This is a genomic window from Streptomyces sp. 4N124 (assembly GCF_052245395.1).
Taxonomy (GTDB): Bacteria; Actinomycetota; Actinomycetes; order Streptomycetales; family Streptomycetaceae; genus Streptomyces.
On the sequence record NZ_JBQQBS010000022.1, the window covers coordinates 108,597 to 129,600 of the forward strand.

Genomic DNA, 21,004 nt, shown 5'->3' on the forward strand with positions numbered 1-21,004 from the left:
GAGTGATCGGCATGAAGCGGCGAGCACTGTGGGCGGCCGTCCTGGTCGCGGCGATGACGCTGCCCGGCTGCGGCAGCGCGGGATCCGGCTCCTCTTCCGACAACGCGGACGACAAGCTCGTGGTCTGGGACTGGAAGTCCGGCGAGGAGTCGGCCGCCTCCTACATCAAGCAGGCGAAAGCCGACTTCGCCGAGAAGCACCCCGACGTGAAGGTGGAGTTCGTCGCCCAGCCGTTCGACCAGTACTACACGTTGCTGGGCACGGCCATTCAGTCCGGCAAGGGCCCCGACGTCATGCTCTTCAACGGCGGCGGTGAGATACGCGACCGTACGGACGCCCTCCTGCCCCTGGACGACTACGTGGCCGAGGACAGGAAACGGCTGGCGGGTTGGGAGGCCTTCACCGCGCAGGGCAAGGTCTATGCCGCGCCGGTGACGTTGCAGGGGCATCCGGTCTACTACAACAAGGCGCTCTACGACGACGCCGGTCTCGACCCCGAACGCCCGGCGACGACGTGGCAGGAGTTCCGCGACGACTGCAAGGCCATCGCCGAGAAGACCAAGGCCAGTTGTCTCTCCCTCGGAAACAAGGAGGGCATCGGCATCCAGTTCTTCCTCTCGGGACTGGGGCCAGGCGTCCTCACACCGCAGGAGTACGACGACTGGATCGCCGGGAACCGGGACTGGAACTCACCCCATGTGCGACAGATCTTCGAGCTCTGGAAGGAGGCCGAGGACGCCGGCCTGAACAACGACGGGGCCAACTCGACCGCGCTGTTCAACGACGCCTTCGCCCGCTTCCAGTCCGGTGAGGCCGCCCACATCGTGGGGCTGATGTCGGACGTGGGCCACTGGAAGGACTTCAGCGAGTTCCTGGACCCGGACGACATCGGCGTGATGCGGGCTCCGCTCGTCAACTCCGAAGCCGACCCCGGCCTTCCGTACGACGGCGGTATCGGCTACGGGGTCGCCGAGTGGACGAAGAAGCCGAAACTGGCCGCAGACCTGGTGCGCTCCCTGACGTCGAAGGACGCTCTCAAGGCGTTCTACGCCGACGCCGGCGCGGTCGCATCCGACTCGACCCTTGATGTGTCGGGCGGCGGCCAGGCCCTCACCACGATCGTGTCGGAGATCGAAACCGGCAAGCCCGCACTGCACGTCGCGCTGTCCTCGAAGACGCTGGATCTGATGGGGAGGCTGTCCCAGCAGATCCTGAGCGGATCGACCAGCGTCGACGACGCCTTGCAGAAACTGGCCGACTCCGACCAGAAGGGCTGAGCCCGTGCCGCTCCGGGGTTCGCCCTCGTCGGTCCGCCCGGCTGATACCGGGCGGACCGACGAGACACAGGCCGGGCAGCGCACGCGCCGTACGGATTCCGGGGTGCATGCCCCGCGGCGCGTCAGTGGGCGGCGTGCCGAACGCCTCGCGCCCTACGTCCTGGTGCTCCCGGCCATTGTGGTCATCGTGGCGTTCCGCCTGGTCCCGCTGCTCATGGGCGTCAACTTCTCCTTCACCGGCGACGGCGAGCGCGACGGGACCGCGGTCGGCCTGGACAACTACGCGGAACTGTTCCGGGACCCGCTCTTTCGCACAGCCCTACAGAACGTCGGCCTGCTCGTGCTGCTGCTTCCGGTGGCGGTGGCGATTCCCGGCCTGCTCGCGACGTTCATCTATCTGCGCGTGCCCGGGCACCGGATCCACCGCAGCGTCTACTTCTTTCCGGCCGTGCTCTCTCCGGTGCTCGTCGGCGCGATCTTCAACCTGCTGCTGGCCTTCGACGGCCCGCTCAACGCGGCTCTCGGGAACATCGGTATCGACCCCGTCGACTGGCTCGGCGATCCGGACATCGCCATGTTCACGGTTGTCGGCGTTCACGTCTGGGCGACGTTCGGGATGGCCCTGGTGGTCTTCCTCGCCGGGTTCTCCACCCTGGACGCCACACTCCTCGACGCCGCCCGGGTGGACGGCGCGTCGCTGCCCCAGGTCATCTGGCACGTGATCGTCCCGGGCCTGTCCCGCACCCTTCAGTTCGTCTTCGTCACCACCATGATCGGGATGCTGACGTCCATGTTCGGCCTGCTCTACGTGATGACCAGCGGCGGTCCGGAGGGGTCCACCTATCTGCCCGAGTACTACATCTGGGTCCAGCAGGGGGAGATGAACCGGCCGGCGCTCGCCTCGGCCGCCTCGACGGTTCTCTTTCTCCTGATGCTCGTGGTGGGGCTCGCGCAGATCGCGCTGCTCCGCCGCGCGGGGAGGGAGCACTGATGCGCCGCGTGCGCCTGCGTGTGTGGGTGGTCGCCGTCCCGATGGCCGCCCTGGCCGTGGCGACGATCTACCCTCTGGTGTTCACCGCCAACGTCGCCATGAAGACCCGGCACGACTACATCCTCGACCGGTTCTCCCTGACGAGTTCCCTGTCCTGGGACAACATCGCCACGGCATGGACGAGTGTGGGCCTCGGGCGGTACTTCGCCAACTCCGTCATCGTGGTGGCGTTCGCTGTCGCCCTCCTGCTGCTGATCGGCTCGATGGCCGGCTTCGCGCTGAGCCACCTGCGGTTCCGGGGCTCACGGGCCCTGTTCCTGTGCTTTCTCGCGGCGCTGTTCATCCCGTTCCAGGTGATCATGGTTCCGCTTGCGCGGGTCATGGCGGACAGCGGTCTCATGGACACCTATCCGGGGCTGATCCTCGCCTACGTCGCGCAGTTCCTCCCGTTCACGATCTTCCTGATGACGAGCTACTTCTCCGGGATCCCGGGCGAGATCATGGACGCGGCCAGGATCGACGGGAACACGACGTACGGCGTCTACTGGCGGATCATGCTGCCGATCGGCCGCCCGGCTCTGCTGTCCGTCGGCATCCTCAACGCCCTGTTCTGCTGGAACGACGTGCTCATCTCCCTGCTGATGATGCCGTCCCCCGAACACCGCACCCTCATGGTCGGAGTCACCTCACTGCGCGGGCAGTACTCCGACGACATCCCCACCTTCGCCTCCGGGGTGCTGATCGCCGCACTGCCGGTCCTCGTGCTCTACCTCTTCTTCCAGCGCCAGATCGCCGACGGGATCACCGCCGGTGCCACGAAGGGCTGACATGCGGATAACCGGGTTTCGCACCCTCACGACCGTCCAGGAATGGGGCCGGCCCATCGGTGATGCCAACGGCGTCTACGTCGACGGGGTCACTCCGGTGCCGATCATCCTGGTGGACACCGACGCGGGCATCACCGGCGTCGGACTGGGACCTCACATAGCAGTGGACGCCGTCTTCTCCGCCATCGACGGCGAGGACCCGCGGTGCGTGACCGCGCTCTACGACCGCATGCTGCGGCACACCTTCAAGGCCGGCCACGCCGGAGCCCTCTTCGGGACCATCGGTGCTCTCGACACCGCCCTGTGGGACATCAAGGCGAAGGCGGCGGGCGAACCGCTGTGGCGCCTTCTGGGCGGAGGCGACCGGAGGGTCCCCGCCTACGCATCGGCCCTGGACATCGCCCTGAGCGACGACGAACTGGCCCACGTCTACCAGACCTACGCCGAGCACGGCCTGCGGGCGGCCAAGCTCAAGGGCGGCCTCGACGTCGAGCGGGACCGCGACCGGCTGACCCTCGTACGAGAGGTACTGACCAAGGCCGGAGGGGGCGCGCGGCCGGCCCTGATGCTCGACGCGAACGAGACCTGGACCCGCAAGCAGGCAGTCCGTCACGTCGGGGAACTGGAACGCACGCTCGACCTCACCTGGGTCGAGGAACCCGTCCGGCGCTGGGACGCCGAAGGAATGGCTGCCGTCGGACGAGGAATCCGGGCTTCGGTCGCCAGCGGGGAGAACCTCAGCGGCCTTGAGCAGTACCGGCCGCTGCTGGCCCGGGGCGCGATCGACATCGTCCAGACAGCGGCGGTCTGGGGCGTGACCCACTTTCTACGGGTCGCCGCCCTGGCTCACGCCCACGACCTGCCCGTCAGCCCGATCGGCGACACTCCCGTGGCGCTCCTGCACGCCGCGACATCCGTCCCCAACCTCATCGCCGCAGAGCTGCAGAACCTCCAGCCGCCCCTCGGCCTCTCCCTCGATCTGCACGTCGAGGACGGTGCCTTCGTCCTCGGTCACTCGCCGGGCCTGGGCATCGAGGTCGACGAGGAAGCGATAACGGCGTCAGGGCGACAGCACACCGCCGCACCCGAAGGTCCCGGCATCCGGCCCGATCACGCAGGACGACGACTGCTCACAGCGGCCGGTCACCACGCCGGCACGCAGCAGCACCACCCCGGTCCTCCCCGGTTCCTCGTACCGCACCCCGTCAACGAAGTGCCGCGCACCGCCGGGCCGTGACCGGCCCGGACCACCCCGACCGCGAAGAAAGGACGTAGCCAATGCACTCGCTCCTCGCACGGCACACAAGAACGTCCGTCGTGGCGACCGCCGCGACCCTGGCCGCCGGACTGCTCGCCGCCCTGCCCTCCGACGCACACGCCGCTCCAAAGGGGTACAGACTCGTCGTTGCTCCCACCGGCGCTCCGCGCGCCGACGACCACGGGCCAGGCACGGTCAGCCGGCCGTTGAAGACGCTGGCGGAGGCGCAGCGCCGGGCACAGGTCCTCGCTGCCCGAGGCGACGGCGACGTCACCGTGAACCTCCTGGGCGGGACCCACCGGCTCACCTCGCCGCTGCGTTTCGGCGCAGCTGACTCCGGCCGCGACGGGCACACGGTGACCTGGAAGGCCGTGCCCGGAGCGAAGCCCGTGGTGAGCGGCGCGGACCCGGTCACCGACTGGGAGCTCGACGACCCGGACAAGGGCATCTACAAGGCACATGTCGGCACCGGCTTCGACACCCGTCAGCTCTACGTCGACGGCGTCCCGGCACAGCGCGCGCGCCTCGCGCTGAACCGGTCCGACATCTCGCTCGACCCGACCGGCTTCACCCTCGACAATCCGGACCTCGATCACCTGGCCACGCTGCCCGACCAGAAGCGCATCGAACTCCAGGCGAAGCTGTCGTTCACCAACCGCTTCGCACCCGTGGAGAGCATCTCCGGCTCAAGGGTCGTGATGCAGCAACCCGCCTGGGACAACAACACCTATGGATACGACACCATCCAGTCCCCGTTCCGGACGCCGACGTTCTGGCTGCTGAACTCCAAGAGCTTCCTCGACGAGCCCGGAGAGTGGTACCTGGACACGACCGCCGGCACGCTGTACTACAAGCCGCTCGAGGGACAGGACCTGGAGAGCGCACAGGTCGAGCTGCCGCGCATGGAAACGCTGATCGAGGTCGGCGGCACCTACGACGAGCCGGCCAATGACCTCCGGTTCCAGAAAATGACCTTCACCGGCACCACCTGGCTGCACCCCAGCTCGCCCAACGGATACGCCAACCAGCAGACGGGCGCGTTCATCACCGGCGTGCAGCCCCACCGGCCCGCCGACGCCTTCACGTCGTGTGCGGTCGGCTGCCGGGGATTTGAGGGAGCACGCAACAACTGGGCACAGGCGCCCGCGGCCGTGCAGGTGTCGGCGGCGAACGGCATCACCTTCGCCGACAACCGCTTCGTCAACCTCGGCTCGGTCGGGCTCGGCATCGGCAACGACGCCAACGCACACGCCACCGGCGTCGGATTGGGCGCGCAGAACATCTCCGTCACCGGCAACACGTTCACCGCGAGCGCCGGCGGCGGCATCGTGGTCGGCGGAGTGCGTCCTGACGCGCACCACCCGTCCGACGAGCGCATGACCAACCGCGACATCCTGATCGGCAACAACCGCGTCTTCTCCACGGCGCTGGAGTACCTCGACCAGGACGGCATCTTCGCCAGCTACGCCACCCGGCTGACCATCGAGCACAACGACGTCTCCGACATGCCGTACACCGGCATCGGGATCGGCTACGGATGGGGCGCCAACGACCCGGGCGGCAGCCCTGAGTACATCGCCCGCGGACTGTACGACTTCCAGCCGCTCTACGACACGCCCACGACTCTGACGGACCTCGACGTGGTGGGCAACCACGTGAGCAATGTCGTGCACACGATGTTCGACGCCGGCTGCATCTACACCCTCTCCGCCAACCCCAAAGGCACCATCGAGGGGAACTTCTGCGAGGACAGCGGGCAGCTCGGCCTGTACTTCGACGAGGGATCCCGCTACATGACCGCGAACCGCAACGTCTTCCTCGACACCGCCGGCCAGTGGGCGCATGCCAACAACCAGAACAGCAACCTCACCGGCGATCAGACCCTGATCGGAAACTACGCGACCAACCCCAACATCACCGGCCTCGTCGACGGCGAGCGCGGCAACGTCGTACGGGACAACACCATCTTCACCAGCGACAGCATCCCCGCAGAGGCCAGAGAGATCATCTCCGATGCGGGCGCGGCCGACGCGAAGCACGGCCGCACCGAAGAGTGAGGGCGCCGACGACCATGTCGACTGGCGCTCAGGTGTGCCGCTCCAGCAACGCCCGCGCTGTGGCGGCCATCGCCTCGTCGACCATTTCCCCGTCGAACGTCACCGCGCCGGCACCGGACGCCTGGGCCTCTTCCATCACGGCGATCAGCCGTGCCGCACGGGCGAGTTCGGCCGCGCTGGGCGCGAACACGTCGTTGATGACCGGGACATGAGAGGGGTGGATCGCCATCATGCCCGCGTAGCCCAGCGCCCGGTTCTGCTCGGCGAAGGCGCGCAGGCCGTCGAGATCGCCGATGCGGGTCCACAGCCCGGCCACCGGATGCGGGATTCCCGCGGCACGCGCGTCGAGCAGGACGCGGGCGCGCAGGGCGTACGTCTCGGCGCCTTCCGGGCTCCAGCGGTAACCGATCGCACGCTCCACGTCGCCGCCCGCCCCGGTGATCGCGCCGAGGTGGGCGACGCGTGCGGCGGCCGTCGCGCAGGCGTGGGCCTCGCGCAGCGCCTGAGCGGTCTCGAGGAGGGGGATGAGGGCCAAGTGGCCGTGCGGCAGGCCGTGTTCGTGCTCGCTCCAGGCGAGGAGACGGTCGGCGAAGCGGATGTCGCCGGGGCCTGTCACCTTGGGCAGCACGATTCCGGTGAGTCCGGGGCCGCACAGGGCGCGCAGCTCGTCGGCGGCCGCCCAGGTGTCGAGTGGGGTGACGCGGACGAACAGGGCCGGTCCCGGGAGCGAGCCCTCGGCCCGGCGGGCGAGCGCCTCGGTCACCTGCTGGACGGCGGCCGCGCGTTCGGCCTGCGGCACCGCGTCCTCCAGGTCGAGGACGACCGCGTCCGCCCCGGCCGCCCGCGCTTTGGGAAGCCACAGCGCGGCACGGTTTCCGGGGACGAACAGCAGGGAGCGCAGGGGTGGGCGGGGGAGGGGGGAGGGTTCAGACGACACCGTGCTTCTCCAGGTCGGTGAGCTCGTCCTCGCTCAGGCCGAGCCACTCGCGGTAGACGAGGTCGTTGTCCTGGCCCAGGGCAGGGCCGGTCCGCCAGACGGTGCCCGGTCGCTGCCGGAAGTGGGGGATCACGGACTGCATGCGTACGGGGCCGAGGTCGGCGTCGTCGACGGTGACGATGTCTCCGCGTTCGGCGTAGACAGGGTCCTCGGCGATGTCCGCGGCGCTGAACACACGGGACGCCACGACCTCTGCCTGTGCGAACGCTTCGAGGCAGGCGGCCGCCGTGCGCTCGGCCACCCAGGTTCGCAGGCCGTCGTCGAGGCGGGCGCGCCCGGCGAACTGCTGTTCCGGCGTGGCGAAGTCGGCCTCGTCGAAGCCGAGCAGCTTGGCGACGTTACGCACGGAGCGGAGCGTCGCCGACGTCACCGTGATCCATTCGCCGTCGCTCGACCGGTAGGTGTTGATGACGGCGGCGGGGGCGACGGCGAGCTGGTTGCCGGAGCGTCCGGGTACCGTGCCGAGCTGGTCGTGGACGATGACCTGCCACTCGACGAGCCGGAACAGCGGCTCGAAGAGAGCGAGATCGATCCACTCGCCGTCGAAGTCGGGGTCGTGGTCGCGGCGGTGCAGTGCGGCGAGCACCGCGTAGGCGCCCATGAGTCCGGTCACCGCGTCGCCGTGCGAGAAGCCGGTGTGCACGGGTGGGGCATCGGGGAAGCCGGTCAGATGTACGACGCCGCTGCGGGCCTCGCCGACCTTCCCGAAGCCGGGTTCGTCGGCGCGTGACGAGGTGGCGCCGAAGCCGGATATCTGCAAGAGGACGGCCTTGGGGTTGATGCGATGCACGGACTCCCAGTCGAGCCCCCACGAGCGGAGCCGGCCGACCCGCAGGGTGACGATGACGACATCCGCCCAGGCGACAAGACGCTCGGCGACCCGCCGCCCGGACTCCTGGTGGAGATCGAGCGTGACCGACCGCTTATTGCGGCCGGCGACCTTGAACCAGAGCGGGTGGCCGTCCTTGGTGGGGCCCATCGCCCGTGCGGCGTCACCGGCGCCCGGCGGCTCCACATGGACGACGTCCGCGCCCTGGTCGGCAAGGAGGGAGCCGGCCAGCGGACCCGCCACCACGTGCGCGAACTCCACCACCTTGAGGCCGCGCAGCTGGCCCTGGCCACCGGCATCCTGACCCGTGATCGACACCTTCGACACCCTCTGCTCCCCAACTCGCTTGACGGCGGCACCAGTCAGCCTGCCGAGCTGTGAGCATGTGAGTCCAGCAACAAACGGCTATGAATCCTTGCGGTTCACGCATGAGTCGGAGCGGGCCGGCGGATCAGGCCCAGGACACTCCGGCCGGCAGCTCGTGCCGACGCGCACGGAACTCCCGCAGAGTCTCCAGGAACCGGTCGGCCGCCGGCGGGAGCGGGCGGCGCGCGCGCAGGGCGATGTCGAGGCGCCGGTGGACCGTCGGTTCGACGAGCGGCCTGTGGATGAACGGGCCCGTCCCGAGGAGGGGCAGGACCAGGGCGGGCATCGCGGTGACCCCGAGCCCGGCTGCCACGAGTCCGCCCACCGTGGCGACGTTGCCCGCCTCCGCGGCCGGCGCCGACCGGGCCTCGGCCTGTGCGAACGCGGCATCGGTCAGGCGTCGCACGCTGGAGGCGCGGCCGACGGCGAGGAAGGGCTCACGTGCCAGGTCGTCCCAGGTGACCTCGGGACGGTCGGACAGGGCATGGTCCGGCGGCAGGACGGCCACGAACCGGTCGCGTACCAAAGGGCGGTGCTCCAGCTGCCCCGACGGCTCACCGGTCGTGATGGCGAAGTCCGCGTCGCCGGTCAGAACCCGGCTCAGTACCGATTGTTCGAGCCCGTCCATGATCTGCACGGCCACCTGCGGCCGTTGCCGACGGAAGTCCAGGATCACCTCGGGCAGCAGGACCGCGGCGACCGACGGCAGGGTGGCCACGGCGACCGTCCCCGACTCACCGAGCAGGAAGCGCTCCAGCTCCTTCATGCCCGACTGATGAGCGTTCACGATCTGCTCGGCTATGCGCAGCGCCTCGACGCCGGCGGCTGTCAACTCGACGTTCCGGGTGTCGCGTTCGAGGAGTCGAGCGCCCACCAGCCGCTCCAGGTCCGCCACCGCGCGGCTGAGCGAGGACTGGGAGACGCGCAGTTGAGCGGCGGCCGCGGTGAAGCTGCCCACCCGGGCCACGGCGGCGTAGGCGCTGAGTTGACGAAGAGTGGTGTCCATGACGAGCGACCTTAGGGCCGTACACGCCCATTGATGCGGGAACAGCATGGATAGATCTCGGTTTGATGCTGGACGCCGATTCGCTGCCACTCCGACACTCATCCGCAGCACGGGCCACCGGGAGTGCCGGGGGCCCTCGAGCCGTACGAGAAGGTGAGCGACGACCATGCTGGCAGCGCTGGGGTTCTCCACGATCGGCCTGTTCCTCCTGCTCACCATGACCAAACGGGTCTCGGTCCTGGTGGCGCTCGTGCTGCTGCCGGTCCTGGCGGCCCTGGTCGGCGGCTTCGCCGGCGACATGGGGGACATGATCCTCAAAGGGCTCACCACGGTGGCCCCGACCGGCATCATGATCGCTTTCGCCGTTCTCTACTTCACGTTGATGGTGGACGCCGGGCTCTTCGACCCATTGATCAACCGCATCCTTCTCCTCGCCCGGAACGACCCGGCACGCATCGCCGTCGGCACGGCCGTCCTCACCATGTGCGTGGCACTCGACGGTGACGGCGCGTCGACGTTCCTCATCACCGTCTCCGCGCTGCTGCCCGTCTACAAGCGCCTGGGCATGAGCCCGTTGGTCCTCTCGGGAGTGGTCTGCCTGGGCGCGGGCGTGATGAACATGATCCCGTGGGGCGGGCCGACGGTGCGGGCCATGGCGGCGCTGGACCTGGAGAGTTCGGACGTCTTCACACCCGTCCTCCCCGCGATGGGCTTCGGCATCGCCTGGGTACTGCTCGCCTCGTACTGGATCGGCCGACGCGAGCGCCGCCGCCTCGCCGTGTCCGGTCCGGACACCCCCCAGGAGCAGGGCGACGTGGGGCCGCTCGCCGCCCGTGTCTCGGGGGACGGGCCGGGTACGCCCCTCGTGGTGCGGGAGGGACGCCCGCCGCTCTGGCTGACCGCGTTCAACGCCGTCCTGACCGTCACGCTGCTTGTGGCGCTCGTCATGGAAGTCATGCCGCTGCCCGTGCTGTTCGCGCTGGCCTTCGCGCTCGCCCTCTTCGTCAACCACCCCACTTGGGAAGCACAGCAGGTCCTGCTGGAGAAGCACGCGAAGAGCGTCGTCCTCGTCACCACGATGATCTTCGCGGCGGGCGTCTTCACCGGAGTCCTGACCGGCACCGAGATGATCACGGAAATGGCAGAGGCGCTGGTCTCGGTCGTGCCCGACTCCCTGGGCGGACACCTCGCGCCGATCGTGGCCATCACCGGCATGCCGCTGAGCCTCGCCTTCACACCGGACGCCTACTACTTCGGAGTGCTGCCCGTCCTCGCCCACACGGCGTCCGGCTTCGGCGGCGACGAGGCCGAGATCGCACGGGCCGCGATCCTCGGCCAGATGACCACCGGGTTCCCGCTCAGCCCGCTCACCGCCTCCACGTTCATCCTCGTCAGCATGAGCGGAGTACAGCTCGGCGAACATCAGCGCTTCATCTTCCGCTGGGCCTTCGGCACGACCCTCGTGATGACCGCGGCAGCCCTGCTCACCGGCGCCATATCCCTGTGAACCACCGTGAGGAGACATCGACATGCGCGAGCCGACCGGCACCGGAAGCACACGGCATGCCCTGCCCTTGTCCCGCCGCACCGTGTGCGGGCTCGGTGTGACCGCCGCGCTGACGGCCGCCCTCGCCCCCGCCCGGCCCGCATCCGCGGCGCCCGCCCGTGCGACAGCCGGTGTGCCGGGCGACCCGTTCTTCTCCTACGACCGGCCGGCGCTCTTCGGCGTCCTACGCGAGGACGTCAGGGTGCCGCTGCGGGACGGCAGCCATCTGGCCGCCCAGCTCTACCGGCCCGCGGGTCCCGACGGCAAGGCGGCCACCGGTCGCTTCCCGGGCATCATCCACGAGTTCACCGCCTACCCCGCGAACCTGGAGCACTTCGGTCAGACGGCGTCGTACTTCGTGGCACGGGGCTACAACGCGCTGGTGTGCCAGGTCCGCGGCTCCGGCGCCTCGCCCGGCACGGTGGACCCCTTCAGCCCGCAGGAACAGCGTGACAACCACGACGCGATCGAATGGCTCGCCCGGCACCCGTCCTCCACGGGCCGCATAGGTCAGATGGGCGTCAGCTACGGCGGACACACCAGTCTCCTCGCCGCCGTGAACCGGCCCCCGCACCTGAAGGCGATCATCCCGACGAACGGCCTGCACGACTGGTACGAGAACACCATCTACCGCGGCGGAATCTACTCACCCCGCATCCGCGACTGGCAGCAGGCAACCGCGCCCGCGACGCTCCAGACGTACGCCGCGCACCCGCTCTACGACGATTTCTGGCGCGGCCGCAGCGTCATGGCCCACTGGGACCGACTGACCGTCCCGACCTTCGAAATCAACGGCTGGTACGACCGCTACCGCGACGGCATGGTCAAGAACCACCTCGCCCGGCCCCAGAACGTGTGGCTCGTCTCCGGCCCCTGGGAACACGGCGATCCGCGCACCCAGCACGCGGGCATCGGACCCGGCCCCTATCTGGCGTGGTGGGACCGCTGGCTGGCCGGCGACCCGCGCGCCCCCTTGCCGGCCGCGCGCATCACCTCGTACGAAATCCCCGGCCCCGGGGTCGGCACGGGCTGGCACCAGTGGGACGCGTGGCCGCCCCGCGGCGCCCATACCCTGACGCTCGCGCTGCGCGGCGACGGCTCACTCGGGACCGCCCCCGGCGCGAGGGGCGAGGCCGCCTTCGCGGTCAACACGGGTACCGACGCTCCGCAGAGCCATCAACAACTCATCTTCTCCACCGAGACATTGAGACGCGACCTGGTCCTGGCCGGAGATGCCGGTGTGTCGCTCCGCGCTTCGTTCACCGCCACCGACGGCAATATCGCCGCGGTGCTGTACGACGAGGCACCCGACGGCACGCGAACGAGAATCACCGCCGGATGGCTCAAGGCCGGCCACCGGCACGGGCACACCGCACTCGCGCCGGTGACGCCGGGCGCGTTCCACGGCCTGGACGTGCACATCTGGCCCACGCACTACCGAATCGCGGCCGGACACCGGCTGGTGCTGCGGATCTCCAGCGACGACTACCCGGAGATCGACTCCGATGTGCCGTCGGGCCGGGTGGCGCTCAAAGTCGGGACGCGCGGCTCGGCGGTGCGTCTCACGGTGCGGGCGGCCGGGCACACTCTTCTCGCTACGCGATGAACCCCTCGTCCTTGAGGAACTTCACCGCCGCCTGCTGCGGACTCGCGCCGTCGATGTCCACCATCCCGTTGAGCTCGATGATCACCTGCTGGGTGAGTTTGTCCCCGAGCAGTTGCACCAGCGTCTTCAACTCCGGGTTCTCCTGAGCGGTGTCCTGGCGCAGCGTCAGCCCCACCAGCTGCGTCAGGAAGTGGGTCTTGTCGTCCTCAACGACCTTCAGGCCGAGGGACTTGATGCGGGAGTCCGTGGTGAAGACCTCGGCGAAGTTGCAGGGGCTCTGCTTGGCCACATTGACGAAGTTCAGCGCGAAGGCGTTCTGGTAGACCTGCGTGGGCGGAATGCGCACGTCGTACACCTTCTGCAGGGGGCCGATCTCCCGGTCGAGGAACTCGGCCGCGCCGCACAGCGTGACCTCGCCCGGGTGGTCCTTCGCCAGCCGCTTGAGCTGGCTGAGCTTGTCGACCTTGCCGGCCGGGCCCTTGGCGTCGCCGGCGCGGGCGATGGCGTACTGGTCGCCGAACTTCGCCGGGCCGAGCCAGGTGATCTTGTTCTGCTGCTCGTCCAGCCGCGCCGTTTCGTCGAACTGTTCCTTGGCGCCTGGCAGAACGCTCGTCTTCTTGAGGAACTCCGACCACCCGGTACCGGCATACTCCCAGTACATGTCGATGTCGCCGCTGAGCAGCGCCTTGCGGACGATCGCCGAACCCGTCAGACCTGTCTGGTCCTTGGTCTTCGCGCCGGCGGCCTGCAGGGCGTAGATCAGGATGTTGCCGAGGACGGTCTGCTCGGTGAACTCCTTCGAGCCGACCGTGAAGCTCTTGCCGGACAGATCGACGGCCTTCGCGATACTGCCGCCCCTGAGCTGCCCCGCGGAGACGCTCGACGGCAGATCGCCGGAGGTGGACGAGCAGCCGGCGCAGACCGCGGTGAGGGACAGCACGGCCAGCAGCGCGCCCAGGCGCCTGCGCGGACGGTTCATTGCAGCCCCCGTGGCTTGAGAAGGTCTTCGGCGATCGACGCCGCCCAGTCGACGAGCAGCGCCAGCGCGGCGACCAGCACGCTGCCGGTCAGCAGGACCACATCGCGGCTGGAGCTGATGCCGTTGGAGATGACGTCGCCGAGGCCGCCCGCGCCGACGAAAGTGGCCAGCGCCACGGTGCCGACGGTGATCACGAGGGCCGTACGGACACCGGCGAGGATCACCGGAACGGCCAGCGGCAGCTCTATCTGGAGCAGCACCGACCAGCGGGTCATTCCCATGCCCCGCGCCGACTCGATCACCGAGCGGTCGACCTGCTGCAGGCCGGCGATGGTGTTGCGCAGCACGGGCAGGATTCCGTACACGAGGAACGCGATGACCGCGATCTGGTTGACGCCCAGCGTCTCGAAGCCGACGGCCAGCAGCACGATCAGCCCGAGGGAGGGCAGTGCCTGCCCGATGTTGGCGACGACCAGGATCGGCGAGGCCCAGCGGCGCGCCCAGGGGCGGGTGAGCAGGACGCCGCAGGGGACGGCGATCACCAGGATGAGGGCCGACACGACGAGCGTGAGGCCGAGATGCTTCAGGATCCGGTTCGTGAGGTAGTCGGCGTTGAGACTGCGCTGCTCGATGGGGTCCAGCCGATGATCGGAGACGTAGAGGTAGAGCGCGAGCAGGGCGAGGCCGACGACTACCGGCAGGACCGCGTACCGCCCGTAGGTGAGCAGTCGCCCGTGGGTGGCGGCGGTCTCGGTCATCGGGGGGCGGGGCTCGGCGATGACCGCCATCTACCGCACCTCCCGGTGGCCGGGCGCTGCCGCGGCCCCGGCGCGCTCCGCGTGGATGAGGGTGCGCAGCGAGTCGAGTTCGAGGACGCCGCGGTAGCGGCCGTCGTCGTGGGTGACCACGGCGGCCGCGGCGTTGAGGGTGAGCATCTGGTCCAGCGCGTCGTAGAGGGTGTCGCGCGGGCCGAGCGGGGAGAGCACGGGCACGGCTCGCTCGTCGTCCGCGGCCCGGTCGGTGGGCAGCCAGCCCGTGGGCCGCCGGTCGCCGTCGAGGACGAGCAGGAACTCCCGCCCGTTCGCGGCCGCTGCCGCGCTTCGCCGCTCCTCGGTGGAGGCGCCCTCGGCGAGGGTCGGCCAGTCACCGGGTATGTCGACGTCCGCCAGCCGGCTCAGCGAGAGCCGGCGCACCGCGGCTCCGCTGCCGATGAAGCCGGCGACGAAGTCGTTGACGGGTTCGGAGAGGATGCGCTCGGGGGTGTCGTACTGCTCGACCTTCCCGTTCGACGAGAAGATCGCGATCCGGTCGCCCATCTTCACGGCCTCGTCGATGTCATGCGTGACGAAGACGATGGTCTTCCTCAACTCGGCCTGAATGCGAAGGAATTCGTTCTGCAGCGACGCGCGGTTGAGCGGGTCGATGGCGCCGAAGGGCTCGTCCATGAGCATCACCTGCGGATCGCCACCCAGCGCGCGGGCGACACCGACGCGCTGCTGCTCGCCGCCGGAGAGCTGCTTGGGAAAGCGCCGCCGGAACGTGTCCGGGTCGAGACCGACGAGCGCCAGGAGCTCGTCGACACGGGCGGCTATGCGGTCCCTGGACCAGCCGAGCATTCGCGGCACGGTCGCGATGTTGTCGGCGACGGTGCGGTGCGGGAAGAGGCCGGTCTGCTGGATGGAGTAGCCGATACGGCGGCGCAACATGTCCGGGTTGCCGTCGGTGACGTCCTTGCCGTCCAGGTGGATCCGCCCCGAGGTGGGCTCGATCAGCCGGTTGATGAGCTTCATCGTGGTCGTCTTGCCGCAGCCGGACGGCCCGACGAGGACGACGATCTCGCCCGCCGGGATGTCGAGCGTGAGGCTGTCCACGGCGGGGGCGGCCTGCCCGTCGTACGCCTTGGTGAGCTGGTCCAGCCGGATCATCGGCTCGGCTTGAGTCCCGGTCTTCGTCTTCGTCATGCGCTGAGCCCTCTCGACGTCGTGAGTCGCTTCAGCAGTGCGAACGCCGCGTCGAACAGCACGGCGAGCACGATGATCGCCGCGGCGCCCTCGATGGTCAGATAGATGGCGAAGGGAGTGCCGGCCTTGTCGAGGCCCTGCAGGATGAGATTCCCCAGGCCCGGGCCGTTGACGGCGGCGGCGATGGCGGCGATGCCGAGCAGCAACTGGGCGGCCACTCGCAGCCCGGTCACGATGACCGGCCAGGCAAGCGGTAATTCAACGGCCAGCAGTACCTTGAGCCGGCTCATGCCCATGCCCCGCGCCGACTCGACGACGGCGGGGTCGACTTCACGCAGGCCGACGACCGTATTGCGGATGACGGGCAGCAGCGCGTACATCGTCAGAGCCACGATCGAGGGCCCCGTGCCCAGCCCGAGCGGGGTGATGAGCAGACCGAACAAGGCGTACGAGGGAATCGTGAGGAACACCCCCGCGACCCCCAGAACGGCTGCGCGCGGCAGCGTGGTGCGGTAGACGAGAACCGCCAGGGGCAGGCCCACCGCCACCGCCAGGCCGAGCCCTTCGAGGACGAGCACGGCGTGGTCCACCGTGGCATCCCGCACATCCGGCCAGTTCCCGGACAGGAAGTCTAAGAAATCCACGGCGCGCTCTTACCCCGCGACGGGCCGTCCGAACGTCATGAGCAGCTCAACTGCGGGTGATCAGTGCATTTCTGATGATTCATCAGGCAATGTCTTCGCCGTTGGCTTTCGGCCAGTAATTCCTGTGTGTGGGCCGGGCTCGCGTGGGATCCACGGGCCACCCCGTGGCTGGATCCAGCCGTGAGGTCTATCGGTCGGTGCCACGGGCCGGGTAGGGCTGTGCAGCGGACCAGTTCCATCACCTGGAGGTACGCACCGTGGCCGTAAGCCCTGTCAGCACCGCATCGGGCAAGACCCGATTCGACGACATCTACAACCAGCCGGACCCTCGCGCCTACGTCCGCCGACTCGCCCCGCTGGAGTACGAGATACCGCACCATGCGCAGGATGTCTTCCGGCGCACCCGCGCCGACCGGTCCGCGGCCGACGGCACCGACGGCCCCGTCACCGTCCTCGACCTCTGCTGCTCGTACGGCTTCAACGCCGCCCTCCTCAACCACCACATCACACTGGCGGAGCTGTACGCGCACTACACCAGCCCTGAGGTCGACGCCCTCACCTCCGCCGAACTCATCGAACACGACAAGGAGTTCTACGCCTCGCGGCGCCGCGAGGACGCTGCCCCGGTCATCGGGCTCGACACCGCTGACAACGCCGTCCAGTACGCCCTGGCGGTCGGTCTGCTCGATCAGGCATACGCCGAGAACCTGGAACATCACCCGCCCAGCCCCCGGTTGCGGCGCGCCGTCGCGGACACCGGCCTGATCACCGTCACCGGAGGGGTCGGCTACATCACCCACCGCACATTTCAGGCGCTGCTGGAGAGCGCACGGGTGCCGATCTGGGTCAGCGCGTTCGTCCTGCGCACCGTCTCCTACCAACCTGTGATCGGGCAATTGGCTGCCCATGGCCTGATCACCGAGACCGACTCCGCACAGACCTACCCCCAGCGGCGCTTCACCAGCGCTACGGAACAGCGTCGCGCCGTCGAGCAGGTGCTCCGGGCCGGCGACGACCCCACCGGACTGGAGTCCGAAGGTCGCTACCACACCCGGCTGTACCAGTCCCGGCCACGCTCCGAATGACCGACGCCCAAGGGCGGAGTCGGGTGGTCCGGTCTTTTCGGAGGCCGTATCACCCGTATCGCCCGTATCCTTCGTGGTGACTACGGCGTCACATCCCCGGGCGCCGAACCACTGGAGGCAACACCTCGTGCTGATTGCTCAGCGTCCGTCCCTGGCCGAAGAGGTCGTCGACGAGTTCCGCTCCCGATTCGTGATCGAGCCGCTGGAGCCGGGCTTCGGCTACACCCTCGGCAACTCTCTCCGCCGTACCCTCCTGTCCTCGATCCCCGGCGCGGCGGTCACGTCCGTCCGCGTCGACGGCGTGCTGCACGAGTTCACCACCGTGCCGGGCGTCAAGGAGGACGTCACCGACCTGATCCTCAACATCAAGCAGCTGGTCGTGAGCAGTGAGCACGACGAGCCGGTCGTGATGTACCTGCGCAAGCAGGGTCCGGGTCTGGTCACCGCCGCCGACATCGCGCCCCCGGCCGGTGTCGAGGTGCACAACCCCGACCTCGTCCTCGCCACGCTCAACGGCAAGGGCAAGCTGGAGATGGAGCTCACGGTCGAGCGTGGCCGTGGTTACGTCTCCGCCGTGCAGAACAAGCAGGTGGGCCAGGAGATCGGCCGTGTCCCGGTCGACTCGATCTACTCGCCGGTTCTGAAGGTCACGTACAAGGTCGAGGCGACGCGTGTCGAGCAGCGCACCGACTTCGACAAGCTGATCGTCGACGTCGAGACCAAGCAGGCGATGCGTCCGCGTGACGCCATGGCCTCCGCCGGTAAGACGCTGGTCGAGCTGTTCGGTCTCGCGCGTGAGCTGAACATCGACGCCGAGGGCATCGACATGGGTCCGTCCCCGACGGACGCCGCCCTTGCCGCCGATCTGGTACTGCCGATCGAGGAGCTGGAGCTCACCGTCCGGTCGTACAACTGTCTCAAGCGTGAGGGCGTCCACTCCGTGGGTGAGCTGGTCGCGCGCTCCGAGGCCGACCTGCTGGACATCCGCAACTTCGGTGCGAAGTCCATCGACGAGGTCAAGGCAAAGCTGCACGGCATGGGTCTGGCCCTCAAGGACAGCCCGCCCGGATTCGACCCCACCACCGCTGCCGACGCCTTCGGCGCGAGCAACGACGTGGACTCCGGGTTCGTCGAGACCGAGGAGTACTGACGCTGCGCTGCGCCGGGGCGCGAGGCATTTCATGCACACGTCACCGGCTCGCGGCGGCCGAGCGATCGCGCTCGGCCCGCCCGCGCGCGTCCGCGCTGTGAAGATCGGTGTTGTGCCCGCGTAATCGAAACCCCGTAACTACACTCGCGCCCCATGCGTACCCCCAGCCTCGCCAAGCAGTGGACGAAGATCTCCTCCGACGTGAGCAGAGGTGAAGGCCCCGGGGGAGGTGGGCTTCCGTGACGGCCGGGCTGAAGTCCCGCCAGAAGGCCCGTCACAAACAGACCCGTGACCCCCGCGGCCACTGGCTGTTACTGGCACTCACCCTCCCCGCCCTGTTCGCCGCCCTGCTCTTCCAGGGCTGGACCGAGCATGAGGTCGATGCCGCGAAGACGCGGTCGCCGTGCACCTCGCCCGTGCCGGATGCCGTGGCCAAGGGCGGGCCGGTGATCGGGATCAACCGCGGTGGGATACAGACGGCGGCGATGCCGCCCCGCACCGTGGCGCTCACCTTCGACGGTGGGCCCGATCCCGTCTGGACTCCGCGCCTGCTCGACCTGCTGCGCACGAATCGCGCACGCGCCACCTTCTTCGTCAAGGGTGCTCAGGCGGCCCAGTACCCCGACCTGATCCGGCGGATCCGTGCCGAGGGGCACGAGATCGGCTCGAACACGTACACCGGTGCCGCTCTCGGCGAGTCCTCACCACCCCGCTTCGACGCCGAACTCACCCTGACCCAGGCCGCTTTGGCGGGCGCCACCGGCCTGCACACCAATCTGCTGCGGATGCCGCGGACCACGACACCGGACACACTGTGCGGCCGTGAGTGGCAGGCGGCCCGGCGTGCCACCGCGTACGGCTATGTACTCGTCGCCGCCGACAAGGGCTCGCGGAAGCCGGCGCTGGGGACGGTCAGGCAGTTGAGCCAGACGGCCGGCGCGTACCAGGAGGCGAAGAAGCTGCTCGGGAACCGGAACGTCGACCGGTTCACCACCGTGTCCACGGGGCTCGATCTCGTCCCCTACTCCTCCGCCTCCACCGTCGATCGCTGGCAGGGGCAGGGGCTGATCTGGGCCACGGCCGCCGGGCGCGCCTTCTCCACGGCCATGATCTGGACCCTCGGCCTCGCCGGCGGCCTCGGTGTGCTGCGGCTGGTGCTGCTCGCCCTGTTCGCCCGGGCCCATGTGCGCAGGCTGGAGCGGTTCCGGCCGGGGGCGCCCTGGATGCGGGAGGTGACCGGGCCGGTGACCCTGCTCGTACCGGCGTACAACGAAGAGGTCGGCATCGAGTCCACCGTCCTCTCGCTGCTCGACTCCACCCACCAGGCGCTGCAGATCATCGTGATCGACGACGGGTCGACCGACCGTACGGCCGAGATCGCCGAGGAGATCGGGGATCCGCGTGTGGAGGTGATCCGCAAGCCCAACGAGGGCAAGGCCGCCGCGCTCAACACCGGGCTGGCGCAGGCGCGGTACGACATCGTGGTGATGGTCGACGCCGACACCGTCTTCGAGCCCGATGCCATTCAGCGGCTCGTCCAGCCGCTCGCGCACGCGGCCGTCGGCGCCGTCAGCGGCAACACCAAGGTCGGCAACCGCCGCAGGCTGCTGGCCAGATGGCAGCACCTGGAATACGTCTTCGGCTTCAATCTCGACCGGCGCATGTTCGAGGTCCTGGAGTGCATGACGACGGTGCCCGGTGCCATCGGCGCCTTCCGCCGGGACGCGGTGCTGGCCGTCGGCGGGCTCAGCGAGGACACCCTCGCCGAGGACACCGACCTCACGATGGCGCTGTGGCGCGCGGGCTGGCGGGTGCTCTACGAGGAGTCCGCCGTCGCCTGGACCGAAGTGCCCACGTCGGTGCGGCAGTTGTGGCAGCAGCGGTACCGCTGGTGCTACGGCACGATCCAGGCGATGTGGAAGCACCGCGGCGCCTTCTTCGGCAGGGGCACGGCCGGGCGCTTCGGCCGGCGCGGACTGCCGTACATCGCGCTCTTCCAGGTCGCCCTGCCGCTCCTCGCGCCCGTCATCGACGTCTACGCGCTGTACGGTGTGCTGTTCCGCGATCCGCTGGAGTCGGCCCTGGTGTGGTTCGCCTTCCTCGGCGTCCAGCTCGCCACGTCCGGCTACGCCCTGAGACTCGACGGTGAGCGGCTGCGGACGCTGTGGACGATGCCGTTCCAGATCATCGTCTACCGGCAGCTGATGTACCTGGTCGTCATCCAGTCCCTGGTCGCCCTGCTGCTCGGCAGCCGGCTGAAGTGGCACCGCGCCAAGCGATCCGGCTCGGCCGCTGAACAGATCGGTGGTCCCGCCGCGTACAAGAGTCTGCGGACGCGTTGATGTTGACCCTTCGAGCAGAACCAGCGGGACGGGTGGATGAACGACTGGACCAACCATCCAGGAGACCACCGGGCGGCAGGACT

At 69.1% G+C, this 21,004-nt stretch carries 17 protein-coding genes; 10 read left to right on the forward strand and 7 right to left on the reverse strand.

What is annotated here, in order from left to right; all coding sequences use genetic code 11:
* Nucleotides 1-11: 11 nt before the first annotated feature.
* The 5 genes from ACTWQO_RS23025 to ACTWQO_RS23045 all read left to right on the forward strand — a co-directional run bounded on the left by ACTWQO_RS23025 (nucleotide 12) and on the right by ACTWQO_RS23045 (nucleotide 6,410).
* On the forward strand, nucleotides 12-1,277 hold the full coding sequence (locus ACTWQO_RS23025; RefSeq protein WP_443239228.1) for an ABC transporter substrate-binding protein: 1,266 nt from the start codon (nucleotides 12-14) through the stop codon (nucleotides 1,275-1,277).
* Nucleotides 1,278-1,380: 103 nt separating this feature from the next.
* Nucleotides 1,381-2,268 carry a carbohydrate ABC transporter permease gene (locus tag ACTWQO_RS23030; RefSeq protein WP_443239229.1) on the forward strand — a complete coding sequence of 296 codons (888 nt, stop codon included), beginning with the start codon at nucleotides 1,381-1,383 and terminating at the stop codon, nucleotides 2,266-2,268.
* Nucleotides 2,268-3,095, forward strand: a complete 828-nt coding sequence (locus ACTWQO_RS23035) for a carbohydrate ABC transporter permease (RefSeq protein ID WP_443239230.1) — start codon at nucleotides 2,268-2,270, stop codon at nucleotides 3,093-3,095. Before ACTWQO_RS23030 ends, ACTWQO_RS23035 begins: the two co-directional genes overlap by 1 nt.
* 1 nt (nucleotide 3,096) lies before the next feature.
* Entirely contained in the window at nucleotides 3,097-4,332 is a 1,236-nt protein-coding gene (locus ACTWQO_RS23040) for a mandelate racemase/muconate lactonizing enzyme family protein (RefSeq protein WP_443239231.1), read from the forward strand.
* A gap of 41 nt (nucleotides 4,333-4,373) precedes the next feature.
* Nucleotides 4,374-6,410, forward strand: coding sequence for a right-handed parallel beta-helix repeat-containing protein (locus tag ACTWQO_RS23045; protein ID WP_443239232.1), 2,037 nt, complete (start codon nucleotides 4,374-4,376; stop codon nucleotides 6,408-6,410).
* Between the two features lie 28 nt (nucleotides 6,411-6,438).
* On the opposite strand, the gene ACTWQO_RS23050 is transcribed toward ACTWQO_RS23045, so the two are convergent.
* The 3 genes from ACTWQO_RS23050 to ACTWQO_RS23060 form a co-directional block, all read right to left on the reverse strand.
* Nucleotides 6,439-7,347, reverse strand: coding sequence for an HpcH/HpaI aldolase/citrate lyase family protein (locus tag ACTWQO_RS23050; protein WP_443239233.1), 909 nt, complete (start codon nucleotides 7,345-7,347; stop codon nucleotides 6,439-6,441).
* Complete coding sequence (locus ACTWQO_RS23055; RefSeq protein WP_443239234.1) at nucleotides 7,337-8,554, reverse strand: CaiB/BaiF CoA transferase family protein; 1,218 nt, start codon at nucleotides 8,552-8,554, stop codon at nucleotides 7,337-7,339. Before ACTWQO_RS23055 ends, ACTWQO_RS23050 begins: the two co-directional genes overlap by 11 nt.
* A 133-nt stretch (nucleotides 8,555-8,687) precedes the next feature.
* Nucleotides 8,688-9,608, reverse strand: a complete 921-nt coding sequence (locus ACTWQO_RS23060; protein ID WP_443239235.1) for a LysR substrate-binding domain-containing protein — start codon at nucleotides 9,606-9,608, stop codon at nucleotides 8,688-8,690.
* Nucleotides 9,609-9,774: 166 nt separating this feature from the next.
* On the opposite strand from ACTWQO_RS23060, the gene ACTWQO_RS23065 reads away from it, so the two are divergent.
* Together ACTWQO_RS23065 and ACTWQO_RS23070 are read left to right on the forward strand one after the other, a co-directional pair.
* Nucleotides 9,775-11,115, forward strand: a complete 1,341-nt coding sequence (locus ACTWQO_RS23065) for a CitMHS family transporter (protein WP_443239236.1) — start codon at nucleotides 9,775-9,777, stop codon at nucleotides 11,113-11,115.
* A 22-nt stretch (nucleotides 11,116-11,137) separates the two neighbouring features.
* A complete protein-coding gene (locus ACTWQO_RS23070) occupies nucleotides 11,138-12,760 on the forward strand; it encodes a CocE/NonD family hydrolase (protein ID WP_443239237.1) in 1,623 nt (540 codons plus the stop codon).
* Here the strand turns inward: ACTWQO_RS23070 and ACTWQO_RS23075 are convergent.
* The 4 genes from ACTWQO_RS23075 to ACTWQO_RS23090 are packed head-to-tail and all read right to left on the reverse strand — an operon-like array spanning nucleotide 12,750 to nucleotide 16,344.
* The gene (locus tag ACTWQO_RS23075; protein ID WP_443239238.1) at nucleotides 12,750-13,739 is read right to left on the reverse strand and encodes an ABC transporter substrate-binding protein; all 990 of its coding nucleotides are present in this window, start codon (nucleotides 13,737-13,739) and stop codon (nucleotides 12,750-12,752) included. The two genes, ACTWQO_RS23070 and ACTWQO_RS23075, sit on opposite strands and share 11 nt — an antisense overlap.
* A complete protein-coding gene (locus tag ACTWQO_RS23080) occupies nucleotides 13,736-14,527 on the reverse strand; it encodes an ABC transporter permease (RefSeq protein ID WP_443239239.1) in 792 nt (263 codons plus the stop codon). The genes ACTWQO_RS23075 and ACTWQO_RS23080 overlap by 4 nt, the downstream gene beginning before the upstream one ends.
* Nucleotides 14,528-15,700 (reverse strand): ABC transporter ATP-binding protein, encoded by a 1,173-nt coding sequence (locus tag ACTWQO_RS23085; RefSeq protein WP_443239240.1) that lies wholly within the window; start codon nucleotides 15,698-15,700, stop codon nucleotides 14,528-14,530.
* Nucleotides 15,697-16,344 carry an ABC transporter permease gene (locus tag ACTWQO_RS23090; RefSeq protein WP_443239241.1) on the reverse strand — a complete coding sequence of 216 codons (648 nt, stop codon included), beginning with the start codon at nucleotides 16,342-16,344 and terminating at the stop codon, nucleotides 15,697-15,699. Before ACTWQO_RS23090 ends, ACTWQO_RS23085 begins: the two co-directional genes overlap by 4 nt.
* Nucleotides 16,345-16,601: 257 nt before the next feature.
* Here ACTWQO_RS23090 and ACTWQO_RS23095 point away from each other — a divergent pair, with 257 nt between their 5' ends.
* From ACTWQO_RS23095 to ACTWQO_RS23105, 3 genes are all read left to right on the forward strand, one after another.
* Nucleotides 16,602-17,429, forward strand: a complete 828-nt coding sequence (locus ACTWQO_RS23095) for a hypothetical protein (RefSeq protein WP_443239242.1) — start codon at nucleotides 16,602-16,604, stop codon at nucleotides 17,427-17,429.
* A 127-nt stretch (nucleotides 17,430-17,556) separates the two neighbouring features.
* Nucleotides 17,557-18,579, forward strand: coding sequence for a DNA-directed RNA polymerase subunit alpha (locus ACTWQO_RS23100; protein WP_443239243.1), 1,023 nt, complete (start codon nucleotides 17,557-17,559; stop codon nucleotides 18,577-18,579).
* A gap of 239 nt (nucleotides 18,580-18,818) precedes the next feature.
* Complete coding sequence (locus ACTWQO_RS23105) at nucleotides 18,819-20,921, forward strand: glycosyltransferase (RefSeq protein ID WP_443239244.1); 2,103 nt, start codon at nucleotides 18,819-18,821, stop codon at nucleotides 20,919-20,921.
* Nucleotides 20,922-21,004 lie beyond the last annotated feature (83 nt).

Coding starts and splice junctions, on each gene's coding strand:
- ACTWQO_RS23025 (WP_443239228.1), top strand. CDS start 12: ATGAAGCGGCGAGCACTGTGGGCGGCCGTCCTGGTCGCGGCGATGACG.
- ACTWQO_RS23035 (WP_443239230.1), top strand. CDS start 2,268: ATGCGCCGCGTGCGCCTGCGTGTGTGGGTGGTCGCCGTCCCGATGGCC.
- ACTWQO_RS23040 (WP_443239231.1), top strand. CDS start 3,097: ATGCGGATAACCGGGTTTCGCACCCTCACGACCGTCCAGGAATGGGGC.
- ACTWQO_RS23045 (WP_443239232.1), top strand. CDS start 4,374: ATGCACTCGCTCCTCGCACGGCACACAAGAACGTCCGTCGTGGCGACC.
- ACTWQO_RS23060 (WP_443239235.1), bottom strand. CDS start 9,608: ATGGACACCACTCTTCGTCAACTCAGCGCCTACGCCGCCGTGGCCCGG.
- ACTWQO_RS23065 (WP_443239236.1), top strand. CDS start 9,775: ATGCTGGCAGCGCTGGGGTTCTCCACGATCGGCCTGTTCCTCCTGCTC.
- ACTWQO_RS23070 (WP_443239237.1), top strand. CDS start 11,138: ATGCGCGAGCCGACCGGCACCGGAAGCACACGGCATGCCCTGCCCTTG.
- ACTWQO_RS23075 (WP_443239238.1), bottom strand. CDS start 13,739: ATGAACCGTCCGCGCAGGCGCCTGGGCGCGCTGCTGGCCGTGCTGTCC.
- ACTWQO_RS23080 (WP_443239239.1), bottom strand. CDS start 14,527: ATGGCGGTCATCGCCGAGCCCCGCCCCCCGATGACCGAGACCGCCGCC.
- ACTWQO_RS23085 (WP_443239240.1), bottom strand. CDS start 15,700: ATGACGAAGACGAAGACCGGGACTCAAGCCGAGCCGATGATCCGGCTG.